Here is a 16671-nt window from a genome sequence, read left to right as displayed (position 1 = left end):
TCTCCTGTTGATGAGGGATTACTTACCTACACATACTATGAAACGCCCTTCAATTTGAAGGACGCTTTCACAAATTATTAGTTTCCTAAATGAGGAAATTTCATGTATGGATTTTTATTTTGTACCGAATAGACGGTCTCCGGCATCACCTAAGCCAGGTACAATATAACCATGGTCATTTAATTTTTCATCAAGTGCAGCAATGTAAATATCTACATCCGAATGTTCTTCTTGAATAGCTTTCACACCCTCTGGTGCAGCGATTAAGCACATGAATTTAATGTTTTTAGCTCCACGTTTTTTCAGTGAATGAATTGCCTCCACTGCAGAACCACCAGTTGCAAGCATTGGATCTACAATGATGAAATCACGTTCTTCAACATCTGCAGGAAGTTTTGCGTAATATTCAACTGGTTTTAATGTTTCTGGATCACGGTAAAGACCAATATGACCAACTTTTGCAGCAGGGATAAGCTTTAATACGCCATCTACCATACCGATACCTGCACGTAAAATCGGTACGATTGCAAGTTTTTTACCAGAAAGTACTTTTGTTTTTGCAATTGTTACAGGTGTTTCAATTTCAATTTCCTCTACTGGCATATCACGTGTAATTTCAAATGCCATTAGTGTTGCCACTTCGTCTACTAGCTCACGAAATTCTTTTGTTCCTGTATTCTTGTCGCGAATATAAGTTAATTTGTGTTGGATTAGTGGATGATCAAATACATAGACTTTGCTCAAAGGGATTCTCTCCTCACCGTTCGGATTCATTTTTATCTCAACTAGTATAACAGAAAAAAGGAGTCGTCTCAAAAATAAATTTAGGACAACTCCATTTATCATCTATCCTTTTGTCAAAACTAAGTTATTGATCAAGGATTATATCTAATTGTTCAATTGGCATTGGCTTGAAATAGAAGTATCCTTGTCCTACTGTGCATCCTAGCGCACGTAGAATCTCAACCTGTTCCTCTGTCTCTATACCCTCTGCCACTGAAATCATCCCTAAATTTAATGCTAACTGAATGATAGAGCGAACAATAGCAAGTGTTGCTGGATCTTCAATAGCATTGATGAAGCTACGATCAATCTTTAGTTCAGCAAACGGTAGTTGTTGTAAATAGCTTAATGAAGAAAAGCCTGTTCCAAAATCATCTACGGATGTTTTAAAGCCATAGCTCTTCAGCTCTTGAATGATCTTATAGGCTGATTGGAAATCTACTAAACCAATATTTTCTGTCACCTCTAAGATAATATAGCTAGGGTCAATATTGTACTTCCGCACAAGTTTCAGTGTATCCTGAACAAAGTGCGTGTAGTAAAAATGGTCAGGTGAAATATTGACAGCTATTTTCACTAATTTCCTTCCCAGGCGTTGTCGTTCTGAAAGCCATGAGAGTACCGTCTCTAAAATAAGCACATCAATTTCTCGAACCTTACCAGCACTCTCAGCTACTGGAATAAAGACTGCTGGCGAAACAAAACCCAATTTTGGAGAAATCCATCTTGCAAGTGCTTCAATACTTTGAATTTCCCCATTGCGTAAATCTACTTTAGGCTGTAAGTGGACTGTTATTTCTTTATTTTTGATGGCTTCTGACAAATGATTTAAAACCGTCATCTTCTGTACAAGCACATCATTTTTCTCTGTTGTAAATATTTCAGTATGTGTGCCTGGCCTATCGATTGCAAAGGATAACGCATTATCTGCAAAACGAATCGCATCATTAATATTTATGTCATCATTATAGGAAGCAATGCCTGTTTTTAATGTAATATAGATTTGCTTTCCTCCTATAATAAAAGGCTGGCGAATCGTTTCTTTTATTCTCATCTCATAATCATTCAAATCTTCATGAAGTGACATTGTAGTCATAATCAAACTAGAGCTAGTGAATCTAGCAACATACTCATTACTTTCTGACTTGTCTTGCTCAAGACGTTTGGCAAGTTGTCTTAAAAGTTCATCACCAATTTCACGGCCATATAATTCAACTACTTGATGAAATTCACTAGGTTTTAATATTTTAATAAAGCCGCTTTGCCCCTGCTGGACTTCCCTTTCAATCGTATTAACAAAGCTGTGACGATTAGGCAGACCTGTTGTAATGTCTGTATAGGCTAAATCCCAAATTTTTTTCTGCGTCCTTGCATATGAATAAGCCAATGCAACAAGAGCACCCATTTTTCGAAACATACTTTTAAGCATTTGGTCACTTTGTGTTTTTTGGCTAAATATCGAGAAAACACCTATTACTTGCCGCTGTTGATTACGTATAGGGATAAACCATCCATGCGGCTTTTTAGCTAGCGAAGCATATTGCTTATGTTCTTTAGGAATATTCACTTCATCTAAATTTTCTATGAAAGTAGACGTTTCTGATTGCATGACCTTATTAAAGAAATCATTGTTTGTACAACATTTTGGTACGCTCTCTGTTTGATTATCTCCTATGAAAACTTGTAATTGGTTTACTTCTGTTTTTATAAGCACCATACTTGCAATATTTGGCATGAAAAATTCATCGAGGCCTTGACAAATAAGCTTCATCTTTTGCTCAAAAGTAAACTCCTTCTCAATTGCCCTGTACATATCATTTTCTAAACGCATTAAGAAGTCTTCCGTATGATAATATGTAACATCCTTCACAAATACTAAAACAAATTGGGTTACATTTGCCTCATTGCAAAAAGGTAATGCTTGTATTTCTGCCCAAAAGGGAGGTTTATCGATGCCATTATGATATAGCTTCGCCTGCACCATTATGCCGTTATGTATTTTTTCTTTAATCATTTCAATGGTTGTCATTTTTTCGTCCATTGATAGCCATGAAAAATAATCAGTATTTAGAATTTGTGAACGTGCAGCATTAGTAAGCATACAAAAAGAATCATTACACTCTACTATGTAATGATGCTTCGTCGCATCAAAAATAACGTAGCTTTCTTTCGAATTATTACCTAATTTGCGAATGCTGTTTAATAATACATCATAATCTGTGTTTAACGATTTAGTGACCATCCAACCCCTCCTTTTCTATCACTTCATCTCATTTCCATTGTACATAAAATTTAATTAAATTTTCACTTTTATTAAAAAAAACTTCTTTTCTAGGACACTATCTGTCCTCTGCCTACTATAATATATCCCTTTATACCGTTTTTATGTAAATTTATTCAAAAATAAGAGGATTATTCTACTTTATTAGAAAAAAGATGTTTTTTACAGTTTAATCCTCCATTTCCAAAATAAAAAGCTGTATTTAAAGTAAATTTTGTACTTTAAATACAGCTATTATTCTATTGATTATACATATAGTGGATGCTTATCAGTTAATGCCTTCACACGATCTTTTGCATCTGCTTTAACTGCCTCATCTTCAGGGCTTTTAAGAACAGCTGCTATAATTGCTCCTACTTCTTTCATATCTTCCTCTTTAAAGCCACGAGAAGTGACCGCTGGAGTACCAATACGAATTCCAGAAGTGACAAATGGAGATTCAGTATCGTAAGGGATTGTATTTTTATTTGTTGTAATACCTACTTCATCTAGTGCGTGCTCTGCTACTTTACCTGTTAAACCAAGAGATTTAACATTTAGCAGTAATAAATGGTTATCTGTACCACCAGAAACAATTTCAACACCCTCAGCAATTAATACTTCTGCTAATGCCTTTGCATTGGCTTTAATTTGTTTTGCATAGTCTTTAAATTCTGGTTGTAAAGCTTCTCCAAATGCTACAGCTTTTGCAGCAATAACATGCATTAATGGGCCACCTTGAATGCCTGGGAATACAGATTTATTTAGTTTTTGCTCCCATTCTTTTGAAGCAAGAATTAATCCACCACGTGGTCCACGTAATGTTTTATGTGTAGTTGATGTAACAAAATCAGCATATGGCACTGGTGATTGATGTTCGCCAGCAGCTACAAGTCCAGCAATGTGTGCCATATCCACCATGAAATAGGCTCCGACTTCGTCTGCAATTTCACGGAATTTAGAGAAGTCAATTTCACGTGGATAAGCAGATGCACCAGCAACAATCAGTTTCGGTTTATGCTCTAAAGCCTTTTGTCGTACATCTTCATAATCAATCACTTGTGTATCTTGTGTTACACCATACTCTACAAAATTATATAGAATACCAGAGAAGTTTACTGGAGAACCATGTGTTAAGTGACCACCATGTGAAAGGTTCATACCCAGAACTGTGTCACCTGGTTCTAGAATCGTATGGTAAACAGCCATGTTTGCTTGTGCACCTGAGTGTGGTTGCACATTTGCATATTCTGCTCCGAAGAGTTCTTTTACACGATCACGTGCAATGTCTTCTACTACGTCTACATGCTCACAGCCACCATAATAGCGTTTACCAGGATAACCTTCAGCGTATTTATTTGTCAGTACTGATCCTTGCGCTTCCATCACTGCTTCGGATACAAAGTTTTCTGATGCAATCAATTCAATATTTGCTTGCTGACGTGTTTTTTCTGCAAGAATTCCATCTAGTACTGCTTTGTCTTGTACTGCTAATTTTTCATATGCCATGTTTGAAAAAGCCTCCTAAAGTATCGTTATTCATCTCTACCACTAAATAGGGTGGTAATTATTTATATACTGCACGTTCTCCGCCAATTAGCTTAGGACGTGTTGTTGCAATCGTCACAACAGCTTCTCCTACCATTTTTACCGATGTTCGAACAGGTACAGCTACTGCTTTCAAATGCATACCGATTAATGTTTGTCCAATATCAATACCTGCATGTGCCTGTATTGTTTCAACAATCACTGGATTATCAAATTGCGTATAGGCATATGCTGACATTGAGCCGCCTGCCGTACGTACTGGAACAACCGCTACTGGATCATAGCCAAATTTTTCAGCTGTGGATGCTTCCATAGTAATGGCGCGATTTATATGCTCACAACCTTGGAATGCTAAAAGCAATTGATGCTTTGCTGCAAATTCTTGTAACGGCTCAAAAATGGCTTCTGCTATCTCCAATGCTCCCGCTGTGCCAATTTTCTGACCAATCACTTCAGATGTAGAGCACCCTATTACAAAAATTGTATGGGGTCGTAATGTTACTTGCTCTTCAAATTCACTGAGTAACTGAGTCAAATGTGTTCGTATTTGTTTTACAACCATTAAGCTCAGCTCCTTCATCTATATCCATTAAAATCATGCCATATATGACATCCTATACGAATGCCATATATGGAATAACAAAACTATTATTGCTCTAGTTCAGTAATTTTTTCAATACGGCGTACATGGCGGCCACCTTCAAAATCGGTTTCTAGCCATGCTTGTACGATTTCACGTGCAAGGCCAGGGCCAATTACACGTTCGCCCATTGCTAAAATATTTGAATCATTATGGCAACGCGTTGCCTTGGCACTAAATACATCATGTACTAATGCACAACGTATACCCTTGACCTTATTAGCGGCAATGGACATACCAATTCCTGTGCCACAAATTAAAATGCCTTTATCAAATTCTCCGTTAGCAACACCCTCAGATACAGGTTTTGCATAGTCTGGATAGTCTACTGAATCCGCAGATTGTGGACCAAAATCTTCGTAGCTAATTTGAAGTTCATCTAATAGCTGCATAATCTCACGACGTAAGTTATTGCCTCCGTGATCAGAAGAAATTGCTATTCTCACTGGGTTCCCTCTTTTCGAATTATAGTCAACCTTAGTGTACCACTTCTTTCTGAAGAATAACACGATTTTTCTTATGTTTTTACGTTGATTTTTCCCGAAAGACGAACATTAATTGTATGTTAACATAAAATTATTCACTTTTAAACTTATTTTTTTGTGGATAATGTGAATATCATGTTAATAAGTTCGGATAATGGTCTTTTGTTGTAATATTCCATCTACTGAAGTTTTTTTAGCTTTTTACTTACAGTGGACATAAATTGTCCTTTAATAAAAAAGGTTATACATAAATCCGATTTTTCATGGGATTTATGTATAACCTTCAGGACTATGCTTGTCTATCAAATTGTTGGATCATTTTATGCAATGCTTCCGATTGCTTTTTCAAACTTTGAGCCAGATGCTCGACTTGTTCAATTGCATAGGCTTGCTCTTCAGCAGCACTACGAACTTCCTGTGCACCTGCTGACGTTTGTTCCGCAATGGCAGCAACTTCCTGTGATTGTCGAGCTGTCGTTTCAATATTATGCATTTGCTGTTCAATTAAAGAAGAAATCTCAACAATTGATGTTGCCATTTCATGTACATTCGAAGCCATATTTTCTACTGCTGTCGTTGTTTCAGACACTCGATCGGCTTCCTTTGTTGCAAAGGCAACTTGTTCGTTCATTTGTTTCACAACTACCTCTACGTTTTGCTGCATGGTTTGAATTAAAGCTGTAATTCCTTGCACTGCTTTTGCACTTTCATCAGCCAAACCACGGACTTCTTCAGCTACTACTGCAAAGCCTTTTCCATGTTCTCCTGCACGAGCAGCTTCTATAGAGGCGTTTAGTGCCAACAGATTGGTTTGTGCTGCAATGTCACCAACTAAGCTAATTATTCGTTCTACCTGTCCAGCATTCTCTTCTAGCGCATGAATGCTTTTTAATGCCTCATTATTGCCTGTCGCAATTTGTTGAATACTATTCACTAATGTTTCAATGGCTTTTGTTGTTGTCGATAAATTATGTAGAATCTCTTTAGTTTGTGATGCTGATGCTTCTGCCCTACTATTTACCTCTGTTGCAAGCGTTCTTACATCTTCAATCGCTTCAGCAGTATCTTGTACAGCAGTTGCAGATGCTTCTGCTCCTGTAGAAATATGCTTTACGGTAGATGCAATGCCTTCTGCCTTTCTTGTTGCCACTCCTGCTTCATCTGAAAGCTGGATAATCGATTGATTCGTTTGTTGGAAGTTATGATCAATACTTTCCACCATTTGACGCAAGTTTAACACCATTTGTTGGAATGCCTCTGCAACAGATCGAATCTCATCATTTGTATTAGGCATTTGTACATCCTGTCCTATTTTTCCTTCTGCCACAAGTGTTGCTGAATGTTCAAGCTGCTGTAACGGCTTGATGAGGATTACACTTAAAAAGGCAGCTAATATCCCTGACCAAGTTATGCCTAACGCATACGTAATCACTTCAAAAACTTTTCGATTTGTGTCAGGGAAGAAGGTAGGTTGTAAAAACTCAATGAATATAAAACTGACACTGTAGGTGATTAGTGCAAGAACACTAACAAATAACACCAACTTTAGGCGTAAACCAAATTGTTTTTTCATAGGACCCCTCAATTCTTTTCTAGTTTTTGTATTAATTGATCAACCAGTTCTTTTAATTCTGCAAATGTTGCTTCATAAATTGCTCTATTACCACCATAAGGATCCACTACATTTTCTAAACTGCCCTCATTTGTATACTCTTTCAATGTAAATACTTTATGCTCAGCTTCTGGATAATTGGAAATGACGGTATCTTTGTGAGCAGTCGTCATCGTTAAAACTAAGTCTGCCCATGCCATTTCAGCTTGTGATAATTGCGTCGCAAAATGTTGATGGGACATTTGGGCTTCATTTAACACTTGTTGTGCATGTGCTGACATTTGTGCATTAGGCATCGCATAAATACCCGCTGAGCGCACTTCTACATTGTTTATTTGTTTATGTTTTAAAATAGCTTCTGCCATCGGACTGCGACAAGTATTGCCTGTACAAACAAATAATATTTTCACACTTATCACTCTCCAATTTTATCTATTGTTGAATAGCTAGAATACTCATGATTATAAATATAATGCCAGCAATGATTTGAATTTTATTGCCAAAAAAGACTTGGCTCCTACGTGCTATAACTAATGACCCATAAGCACAAATTAATGCACTTAAGCCTGCACTCATAATAAAAATCGTCTTTTCTAAGTTAAGCATACCAAAAGAAACACTAACTGAAAAGGTGTCTAGGCTTGCAGTCACTGCTAAAAGTACAGGTGAAATCGTTACTTTTTCATCTCTGTGCGAAAATAATAATAAATGCATCCCGATACAAAATAATAAAATACTTGAAATCCATTGTCCCCATTCTAATAGAAATCGAACTAAATAGCTTCCTAATTCAAACCCTAATAAAGGAAAAAGCATATGTAATGCAGCCGTCCATAATGATAAAAATAATCGATATCTAACATTTGGCAGCAAAACATATAGACCAATCACATCAACAGACGTTAATATACCTGCAAGAATTCCCTGCAAGAACGCACTCCTTCGCTCCCTAATATTTTATCATTTTATGCTCGAAAATACATTATTATCATAACTGTTTACTATTGTTTTTCATTTTTAACATATAATAATTGGACAAAAAAAGACAAAAAACATGTGGTTTTTCAATGTCTTTTGCCTATAATTGTTCTATTATTATTTACAATGAATACCATTTACCTCCAGAGGCTTTTTCAAGTCTATTCATAATAGCTGCACCTACTCCTTCTATTGAAGTAGTTGTTGCTAATATTACGGTAGCGGTAGTTTTATCACATGCTCTAAGTGCATTATATAAGGCCGCACCCATTTCTTCTTTACTTCCTGCTTCACCAATAGAGAAGTAAAAATCCACTTTAATTTCTTCAAAGTTCTCAGGTGCAAGTAGTGCTACACTATGTCCTTGTCTCTGTAAATGCAGAACAGCTTCGTTGACTTTCTCAACATCACAATCTATTAAATACACGGGAGCATTTGGTGCATAATGCGTATATTTCATTCCTGGTGCCTTAGGCGTTGCGTCTAGCTTCTGTTCTATTTTAGTTGGTTGAATCACTGGACCAATCTTAGCCTCAAGCATTTCCTTCGTAATGCCACCTGGACGTAAAATTACTGGAGGTTCATGTGTCAAATCTAGTACAGTAGACTCAAGCCCTATGCCTGTAGAACCTCCATCTAAAATATAAGGTATGTACCCTTCTAAATCATCTAAAACATGAACGGCTTCTGTAGGACTTGGCTTTCCACTACGATTAGCGCTCGGTGCAGCAAGCGGTTTTTGGAGCTGTTGTAGTAAGGCGAGCGCTACTGGATGATCAGGCATTCGAATGCCAACTGTTGATAACCCAGCTGTGACACTTTTAGCTAATACATCTGGCTTCGCTGGCATCACCAGTGTTAATGGTCCTGGCCAAAATAAATCCATGCATTGTTTAGCTATGTCAGAAATATGTTCGATATAGATCGCTACTTCCTCTTTTGTACCAACGTGGACAATTAAAGGATTATCTGAAGGTCGACCTTTTGCTTCAAATATCTTTTTAACTGCCAGATCATTTGTGGCAATCGCTCCTAAGCCATAAACCGTCTCTGTTGGAAATGCGACTACCTCTCCTGCATTTAAGATATCCACAGCTTGTGTATAATTAATCTGACTATTCACATTACTGTCCACAACCTTACAAACAGTTTTCATGATTAATACCTACCTTCAATTATTCGTTTTTACTGAATTATCCACATATTGTTTATAACTTAATAAAAAATGTGTATAAGTTGTCTGAATTTGTGCACAATTCATTCAAAAAGTCCTTTAATCCATTCCCATATAAAGAATGTAACTTGTTCTTTTTCTTCTACTTCTACTTCTTCTTTTACCTCTTCTTTATCAGGCTCACATATCGATGGGAAAATACTGCACCACCAGTTATCTCCACGGGCATCACCAATCTTTACAACAATCGATTGATAGACATTTTGTGGATAAAGTACAGCACCTTGTCTTTTTGGTGGGAATAAATTATCCCCAACAACAACCTGTGCATCCAATTGTGGATAATTTTCGCTCAGTTCAGCTTCAATTTGTTGTTTTAACGAAAGAATTTGCTCATTCCCAGCAAATCCAGCCGTACCCACTTGTAGAAAGTATGGCTTTAAATCTTGGACAAGCTGCTGTTTCTCTAGCTGATCTTGTGCAGTATTACTGTTTGCAATAACACGTATACGAAAATCTTTTTCTTGCACATCACCGGAAGATTCCTTCGCCAAACCTACTAATGTTGGAATATATAAAACACATAACTGTAAAACAATCGCAATTAATACTAGTCTAGCAAAAGCTAGAAAGATATTTTGTTTAGGTAATCTAATAATCTTGTATTCGTTCAACATAAAAATCCCTCCTTGCTCAACATTGTTGGCAAGAATAAGAAACTTTATACATGTAGCTCACAAAAAATCATTCGAGGTTTACCGTTAATATCTTTTTCTACTGAAACTGTCGCCTGTGGAAAACTATCTTGAAAGAATTTGGCTACTTTCTCCCCCTGTGTATAACCGATTTCTAATCCAATCAACGCTGGCCTATTCATATAAGCTGGTAATTGTTCGGCTAATTTTCTATATAAAATAAGACCATCTTCCTCGGCAAAGAGGGCACTATGCGGCTCATGCTCTAGCACAACGCTTGACATTGCTTGTGCCTCATCAAATGCGATATACGGTGGGTTCGATAAAACAATATCAAATTTTTCTCCTGCAAGGGGAGCAGCTAAATCTCCCAATCTAAAATCAATATCTGCCTCTAATTGCTTTGCATTTTTTTGAGCAGTTGCTAGTGCAGCTTCTGATAAATCGGTAGCTATGACCGTTAATGCTGGGCATTCCAGCTTCATTGAAATAGCAATGGCTCCACTACCTGTACCGATATCAGCCAGCTTCAATGTTTGCTTTGTAAATAATTTAGGTAGTCGATTAATTGTTCCAAGCACCAATTCCTCTGTTTCAGGTCGTGGTATTAAGACAGATTCATCGACTAAGAATGAACGGCCATAAAACTCCTCATACCCAACACAGTATTGGACAGGGCGTCCATTGACATGTTCTTCTAAGAGCTCATTAAATCTCATTTGCTGCGCTGCTGTTAATTCATCTTGCAAATGCAACATAACTTCTCCATAACTAGTACCAAGCACATGTTGCATAACAATCCGCGCTGCTGTTTGTTCACAACCATTATCCATTAAAAAAGAAGAAGCCCACTCAAGGGCCTCCATCACATTTTTATAAGTCATCATTTAAACGCTCTAACTTCGATGCTTGTTCTTCTAAAATAAGAGCATCGATAATCTCGTCTAGTCTGCCTTCAACGATTTGATCTAGCTTTTGAATCGTTAAGCCGATACGGTGGTCGGTTACGCGGTTTTGTGGATAATTGTATGTGCGAATTCGCTCAGAGCGGTCACCAGATCCAACAGCTGATTTACGTGTGGCATCAATCTCTTTTTGCGCTTCCTGCATATACATATCTGCAACACGAGCACGAAGAATTTTCATTGCTTTTTCACGGTTTTTAATTTGTGAACGTTCATCCTGCATCGAAACCACAACACCTGTCGGTAAATGGGTCATACGAACAGCAGACATTGTTGTATTTACAGATTGACCACCCGCACCAGAAGATGCGAATGTATCTACACGGATATCTTTTTCATGGATTTCAACATCTACTTCCTCAACCTCAGGTAAGCAAGCAACTGTTGCTGTTGATGTATGAATTCGGCCTTGTGATTCTGTAGCAGGGACACGTTGTACACGGTGTGCGCCATTTTCAAATTTGAATTTTGAATAGGCTCCTTGTCCATTAATCATAAAGATTACCTCTTTATAGCCGCCCATTGGGTTTGGTGTAGCTTCCATAATATCAATTTTCCAGCCTTGCGTTTCTGCATAGCGAGAATACATACGGAACAAGTCACCTGCAAAAATATTAGCCTCGTCACCACCAGCTGCCCCACGGATTTCCATAATAACGTTTTTATTATCATTCGGATCTTTTGGAATTAATAAAATACGTAATTGCTCTTCTAGCTCTTCCTGCTGTGCTTTTAAAAGGTTAAATTCTTCCTTTACCATTTCGTGCATATCAGGATCTTTTTCGCTATCTAACATTTCTCGTGTATCTACTAGCTGTTCTTTAACACTTTTATATTCACGATAAGTATCTACTGTCTCTTGGATATCTGATTGTTCCTTAGAATATTCGCGTAATTTCTTACTATCATTAACAATATCCGGATCGCTCAAAAGCTCAGTAAGCCTTTCATAACGATCTTCCACTGCTTGTAATCGATCAAACATGGATTTCACCTCTATTTAGTTTTTTAAATTGCTCCTTTTTTACAGAGAAGCCGCTTTCATCAAAATTACGCTAAGGCGTAATGGTTTTTTCATTTCTTATTTCCACTACTTAGTATAAGGAAATTTTCACATGTATGCTACTTTTTCTTAGCGCTTTAACAAGCTACTTAGCTTTAAAGCGGTGGATTTGCATGACATTTTCGGCAAACAGGATAATACGAATCATTGCCACCGATTTGAATTTGATCTCCTGTGTAAACTGGCTTTCCACTTTCATCTACTCGCAAATTCATTGTTGCTTTTTTATGACAGAACCAGCAAATTGTTTTCATTTCCTCAATTTTATCTGCATATGTAAGCATGTACTGGCTACCTTCAAATAGCTCATTTTGAAAATCATTTTTTAAACCAAAGCCCATTACGGGAATGTCCAATTTATCCACAATGTTAGCTAGCTGTAAAACATGTGCTTTTTTTAGAAATTGAACTTCATCCACAAGCACACAATAAGGTTTGACAGCATTAGTTTTCACTATTTCAAAAATATTTGTATCTTCATAAACAGGAATGGCTTGTTGTCGTAAACCTACTCGACTGGAAACGAAGCCCACCTCATCACGTGTATCTAGACCTGAAGTAAACATCATTACAGGTTTTTGTTGTTCTTCATAATTATGGGCAACTTTTAGAATTTCTATTGACTTCCCACTATTCATTGCACCATGTTTAAAATATAGCTGTGCCATTTTGTCTTCTCCCTTTCTTTGTGTCAATCTGGATTTTGAAAAGACTTGCATCAACGTGTATTATTTACTGAAAAAAATACCTGCCAAGCGCATGCTTGGCAGGTATTAAACTAACATTAGTTTTTAAGACCGTATTTTTTGTTGAAACGATCCACGCGACCATCAGCAGACGCGAATTTTTGACGGCCAGTGTAGAATGGGTGACATTCGTTGCAGAACTCGACAACGATGTTTTCTTTTACTGAACCAGTTTTGAAAGTGTTCCCACAAGAGCAAGTTACTGTTGCTTCTTTGTAGTCTGGATGAATTCCTTGTTTCATATTCGTTTTCTCCTCTCGCCCTGAACCATCTGGAACAGAGTATTATCGAACTGTACCTTACATAGCCCGAATATGTCGACTACAAAAGTTGTGTCGAAGTGGAACGTCAGCTACATATGTACACGTTGCATACTTTTGAAGTATAGCATAGACATTTTATCATTTTCAAGTAAAAAATATTAAAAGCAAACCATCCCTAATACCTAACCGCGAACTTCACGATAATCATTGTCTACTAACCCAATTTTCTCATTTCGTTCTTTAAAGCGAATATTATGTGAAGATACATAGGCTACTTTCGGTGCATCTGGCTCCAAGTATAATTTTGCACTATTTAAAGCTAGTATTCCATCAGTAAATGCACCAGCTATTAATCTAACTTTACTAGGATGATCAATAAAATCACCAGCTCCATAGATACCCGCTACGTTCGTTTCCCGATTCTCATTAACAATTGCTACGCCATCCTGAATATTTAATCCCCATTCTTCAAGCGCACCGTAATCGCATTTTAAACCATGATTTACAATGACAGCATCTACCTTTACTCGTTCCAATTCATCGGTATCTTTATTGACAATGGATACATATTGAATTAAATCACCGTCCCCATGCAATTGAACCACTTCATAGGGCGTTTTTACATGAACTAAGGATTCTTTCATACGTAAGACATTTTTTTCATGTCCACCAAAATCATCTCGCCGATGAACAATCGTGACGCTTGCGGCAATTGACTCTAGCTCATTAGCCCAATCAACCGCAGAATTACCACCACCTGAAATCAACACATGCTTGTCTCGGAAGATTTCTAATTCCTGAACTGTATAATGTAAATTCGTTACTTCGTAGCGATCCGCTCCTTCAATTTCAAGCTTTTGCATAGAAAGGACGCCATAGCCTACTGCTAAAATAACCGTTTTGGAATAATGCTTTTCTCCTGTAGAGGATGTTAAAATAAATGTTCCATCCTGTTGCTTATCTAACTTTTCCACTTTTTGATTTAAGACAATCGTTGGATCAAAGGTTTCAGCTTGCTCCACAAGTTGTTTAATAAGCTGACCACCTAAAATAGGTGTTACTCCACCTACATCCCAAATCATTTTTTCAGGATATATTAACATACGACCACCAAGTTGTGAGCTATACTCGATAATTTTCGTTTTTAAATCTCGCATTCCACTATAAAAGGCAGTATAAAGCCCTGCTGGACCACCGCCAACAATCGTTACATCATATAGTTCCTCTGACATTTCCTCTTCTCCATCCCCTTCTAATCTATTCAAACGTAAATTATTTGACAAGAATTAATCTAATAACCGTCTATTCTTTCCCCTCATGGCAATACTATTCACACACAAAGGAAAGAGTGCTATTTACTCTTTTAATCGTGCTAGTAAATACAAGAAATAAGGTGCTCCTAAAACTGCTACCACAATCCCTGCTGGAATTTCTGAAGGTTCTAAAATGGAACGACCGATTGTATCAGCCATTAACACTAAGAAACCTCCTAATAATGCTGCGGTTGGCAATAAAAACTGGTGTTTAGCCCCAACAAGCTGTCGAGCTAAGTGTGGCGCAACAAGGCCAACGAAACCAATTCCACCACTTACTGAAACACTAGCTCCAGCCAAACCAACAGCAGCAGCCAACAACCAGCGTCGCTCTTTTTCTATCGAAGCACCTAGTCCTACTGCTGTTAATTCACCTAAATTCAATATGTTTAATACACGTGATTTTGAATAGACGAATGGCAATAAGATAACTAACCATGGTAATAACGACAGAACAAATCTCCAATTTGAGCCCCAAATGCTACCCGCTAGCCATGTTGCTACAAATTGATAATTCTCTGGCGATAGACGTAGTGTTAGCACAATCATAGCCGAGCTAATCCCTGCTGCCACAGCTACCCCAGTTAAGATTAAACGCATTGGTGTAATCCCCTCATGGCGTCGATAAGAAAGTGAATAAATCAGTACAGCTGTCAAACCTGCTCCTACAAAAGCCAGTATAGGCAGTAAATAAACAGGTGCTGCTTTCGTAGTTGGAAAAAATGACACATAGAGCATAACCGCTAGTCCTGCTCCTGCATTAATCCCTAAGATTCCTGGGTCTGCTAAGGCATTTTTAGAAATGCCCTGTAAAATAGCGCCTGATATAGCTAACCCCATACCTACTAATACAGCAATCACAATTCTTGGAAGTCTGAATTCATATAAGATAAGCTGCTGTTGTGCATCACCTTGACCAAAAAGAGTCCGAAGAACCTCCATTGGTGTCAGTTTAATGACACCTGTATTCATACTTATGACAAAGGTAATAACAATTAACACAATGAGCGTAGCAAGGATGGAAAAATGTTTCCTTTTCGCCTTTAGCTGACTTGGTGTTAAATAGCTGTTACTCATAGTTCTTTCCCTCCTTTTCGAGCTAAATAAAGGAAGAATGGTACTCCAATAAAGGCTATGAGCGCACCAATGGGTGTTTCATAAGGTGGATTAATAACACGTGCTACTAAATCAGCTAACACAACAAGCAATGCTCCATATACCAAGGAACAAGCGATGATCCAGCGATAATCATGACCAACTATGTATCTGGTTAAATGAGGGATAATTAACCCTACAAAACCAACCGCACCGACAACAGAAACTGCTGCACCCGCTAAAACTAAAACAATGATCATTCCCCATACTTTTACCACAGCAGTACGTTGCCCTAGCCCGACTGCGATTTCTTCACCTAAGCTCAGTACGGTGATGGAGCGTGATAGGATAAGAGCTCCTATCATCGCAACAAGTATCCATGGAGATAAGATTTGTAGATGGCTCCATTTTGTGCCTGAAACCCCACCCGCATACCAAAATGCGAGGTCTTGTCCGATACGAAAATAAAGAGCAATTCCTTCTCCCAGCGCCCCAAGTAACGCACTAACAGCAGCTCCTGCTAAAACTAGTCGCATAGGTGTTAAGCCACCTTTAGAAAGCGAGCCAATACCATAAACGATGGCCACACCAAGACCTGCACCTACAAAGGACCATAAAATTAAATACATATAAGGCAACCCAGGGAAGAAGGCAAAACATACGGCTAACATAAAGGCAGCTCCTGAGTTCAAGCCTAATAACCCTGAGTCTGCTAAAGGGTTACGTGTCATCCCCTGCATAATCGCACCCGCTACCGCAAAGCTTGCACCGACTAATGCTGCTCCAAGTACCCGTGGTAAGCGAATATCATGGATAATTTGATGTGTTGTTAATTCTGGTGAAAAATGGGTAACTGCTGTCCAAACAGTACCCAATGAAATATCTGCTGCACCAAAAGAAATTGATAAGCCAATGGCAACTATTAATCCAATTACTCCTACGATTAAAGCCACTACTCCACGGATCGGATGAGATCGCTTCTGTAGCTCTTCTAAATCGTGGAGCTCCCCTACTCCTGTCGACGTAGTCATTTTATTTCCTCCTCATAACT

At 37.9% G+C, this 16671-nt stretch carries 17 protein-coding genes; all 17 read right to left on the bottom strand.

Annotated elements, in window-relative coordinates; genetic code table 11:
* Positions 1-114 precede the first annotated feature (114 nt).
* The 17 genes from upp to MKY76_RS03130 all read right to left on the bottom strand — a co-directional run bounded on the left by upp (position 115) and on the right by MKY76_RS03130 (position 16651).
* Positions 115-744: a uracil phosphoribosyltransferase gene (gene upp, locus MKY76_RS03210; protein ID WP_004269470.1), complete on the bottom strand. Its 630-nt coding sequence runs from the start codon at positions 742-744 to the stop codon at positions 115-117.
* 124 nt (positions 745-868) lie between these two features.
* On the bottom strand, positions 869-3025 hold the full coding sequence (locus MKY76_RS03205) for an EAL domain-containing protein (RefSeq protein WP_342557409.1): 2157 nt from the start codon (positions 3023-3025) through the stop codon (positions 869-871).
* Between the two features lie 285 nt (positions 3026-3310).
* Entirely contained in the window at positions 3311-4552 is a 1242-nt protein-coding gene (gene glyA / locus MKY76_RS03200; RefSeq protein ID WP_048395620.1) for a serine hydroxymethyltransferase, read from the bottom strand.
* A 58-nt stretch (positions 4553-4610) separates the two neighbouring features.
* Complete coding sequence (locus tag MKY76_RS03195) at positions 4611-5153, bottom strand: TIGR01440 family protein (RefSeq protein ID WP_315062391.1); 543 nt, start codon at positions 5151-5153, stop codon at positions 4611-4613.
* Positions 5154-5239: 86 nt separating this feature from the next.
* Entirely contained in the window at positions 5240-5677 is a 438-nt protein-coding gene (gene rpiB, locus MKY76_RS03190; protein ID WP_004269466.1) for a ribose 5-phosphate isomerase B, read from the bottom strand.
* A 328-nt stretch (positions 5678-6005) separates the two neighbouring features.
* Entirely contained in the window at positions 6006-7289 is a 1284-nt protein-coding gene (locus MKY76_RS03185; protein ID WP_004269465.1) for a HAMP domain-containing methyl-accepting chemotaxis protein, read from the bottom strand.
* Positions 7290-7297: 8 nt separating this feature from the next.
* The gene (locus tag MKY76_RS03180; protein ID WP_054548714.1) at positions 7298-7738 is read right to left on the bottom strand and encodes a low molecular weight protein arginine phosphatase; all 441 of its coding nucleotides are present in this window, start codon (positions 7736-7738) and stop codon (positions 7298-7300) included.
* A gap of 22 nt (positions 7739-7760) precedes the next feature.
* Positions 7761-8258 (bottom strand): manganese efflux pump, encoded by a 498-nt coding sequence (locus tag MKY76_RS03175; RefSeq protein ID WP_048395616.1) that lies wholly within the window; start codon positions 8256-8258, stop codon positions 7761-7763.
* A gap of 169 nt (positions 8259-8427) precedes the next feature.
* Positions 8428-9462, bottom strand: a complete 1035-nt coding sequence (locus MKY76_RS03170) for an L-threonylcarbamoyladenylate synthase (protein WP_048395614.1) — start codon at positions 9460-9462, stop codon at positions 8428-8430.
* A gap of 101 nt (positions 9463-9563) precedes the next feature.
* Positions 9564-10157, bottom strand: coding sequence for a stage II sporulation protein R (locus MKY76_RS03165; RefSeq protein ID WP_342557408.1), 594 nt, complete (start codon positions 10155-10157; stop codon positions 9564-9566).
* A 44-nt stretch (positions 10158-10201) separates the two neighbouring features.
* Entirely contained in the window at positions 10202-11062 is an 861-nt protein-coding gene (gene prmC / locus MKY76_RS03160; protein ID WP_342557407.1) for a peptide chain release factor N(5)-glutamine methyltransferase, read from the bottom strand.
* On the bottom strand, positions 11049-12125 hold the full coding sequence (prfA, locus tag MKY76_RS03155; protein WP_342557406.1) for a peptide chain release factor 1: 1077 nt from the start codon (positions 12123-12125) through the stop codon (positions 11049-11051). Before prfA ends, prmC begins: the two co-directional genes overlap by 14 nt.
* Positions 12126-12298: 173 nt before the next feature.
* On the bottom strand, positions 12299-12871 hold the full coding sequence (locus tag MKY76_RS03150) for a thymidine kinase (protein WP_048395608.1): 573 nt from the start codon (positions 12869-12871) through the stop codon (positions 12299-12301).
* 116 nt (positions 12872-12987) lie between these two features.
* Entirely contained in the window at positions 12988-13191 is a 204-nt protein-coding gene (gene rpmE, locus MKY76_RS03145; protein WP_004269457.1) for a 50S ribosomal protein L31, read from the bottom strand.
* Positions 13192-13394: 203 nt separating this feature from the next.
* Positions 13395-14444: an NAD(P)/FAD-dependent oxidoreductase gene (locus tag MKY76_RS03140; RefSeq protein WP_054548733.1), complete on the bottom strand. Its 1050-nt coding sequence runs from the start codon at positions 14442-14444 to the stop codon at positions 13395-13397.
* A gap of 123 nt (positions 14445-14567) precedes the next feature.
* Positions 14568-15602 (bottom strand): iron ABC transporter permease, encoded by a 1035-nt coding sequence (locus tag MKY76_RS03135; RefSeq protein ID WP_009371943.1) that lies wholly within the window; start codon positions 15600-15602, stop codon positions 14568-14570.
* On the bottom strand, positions 15599-16651 hold the full coding sequence (locus tag MKY76_RS03130; RefSeq protein ID WP_054548709.1) for an iron ABC transporter permease: 1053 nt from the start codon (positions 16649-16651) through the stop codon (positions 15599-15601). Before MKY76_RS03130 ends, MKY76_RS03135 begins: the two co-directional genes overlap by 4 nt.
* Positions 16652-16671 lie beyond the last annotated feature (20 nt).

Origin of the sequence: Lysinibacillus sp. FSL P4-0201 (assembly GCF_038593425.1) — a bacterium.
Taxonomy (GTDB): Bacteria; Bacillota; Bacilli; order Bacillales_A; family Planococcaceae; genus Lysinibacillus; species Lysinibacillus capsici.
The sequence above is the reverse complement of the archived record's forward strand: the minus strand, read 5'-3'. Positions and strand labels throughout refer to the sequence as shown.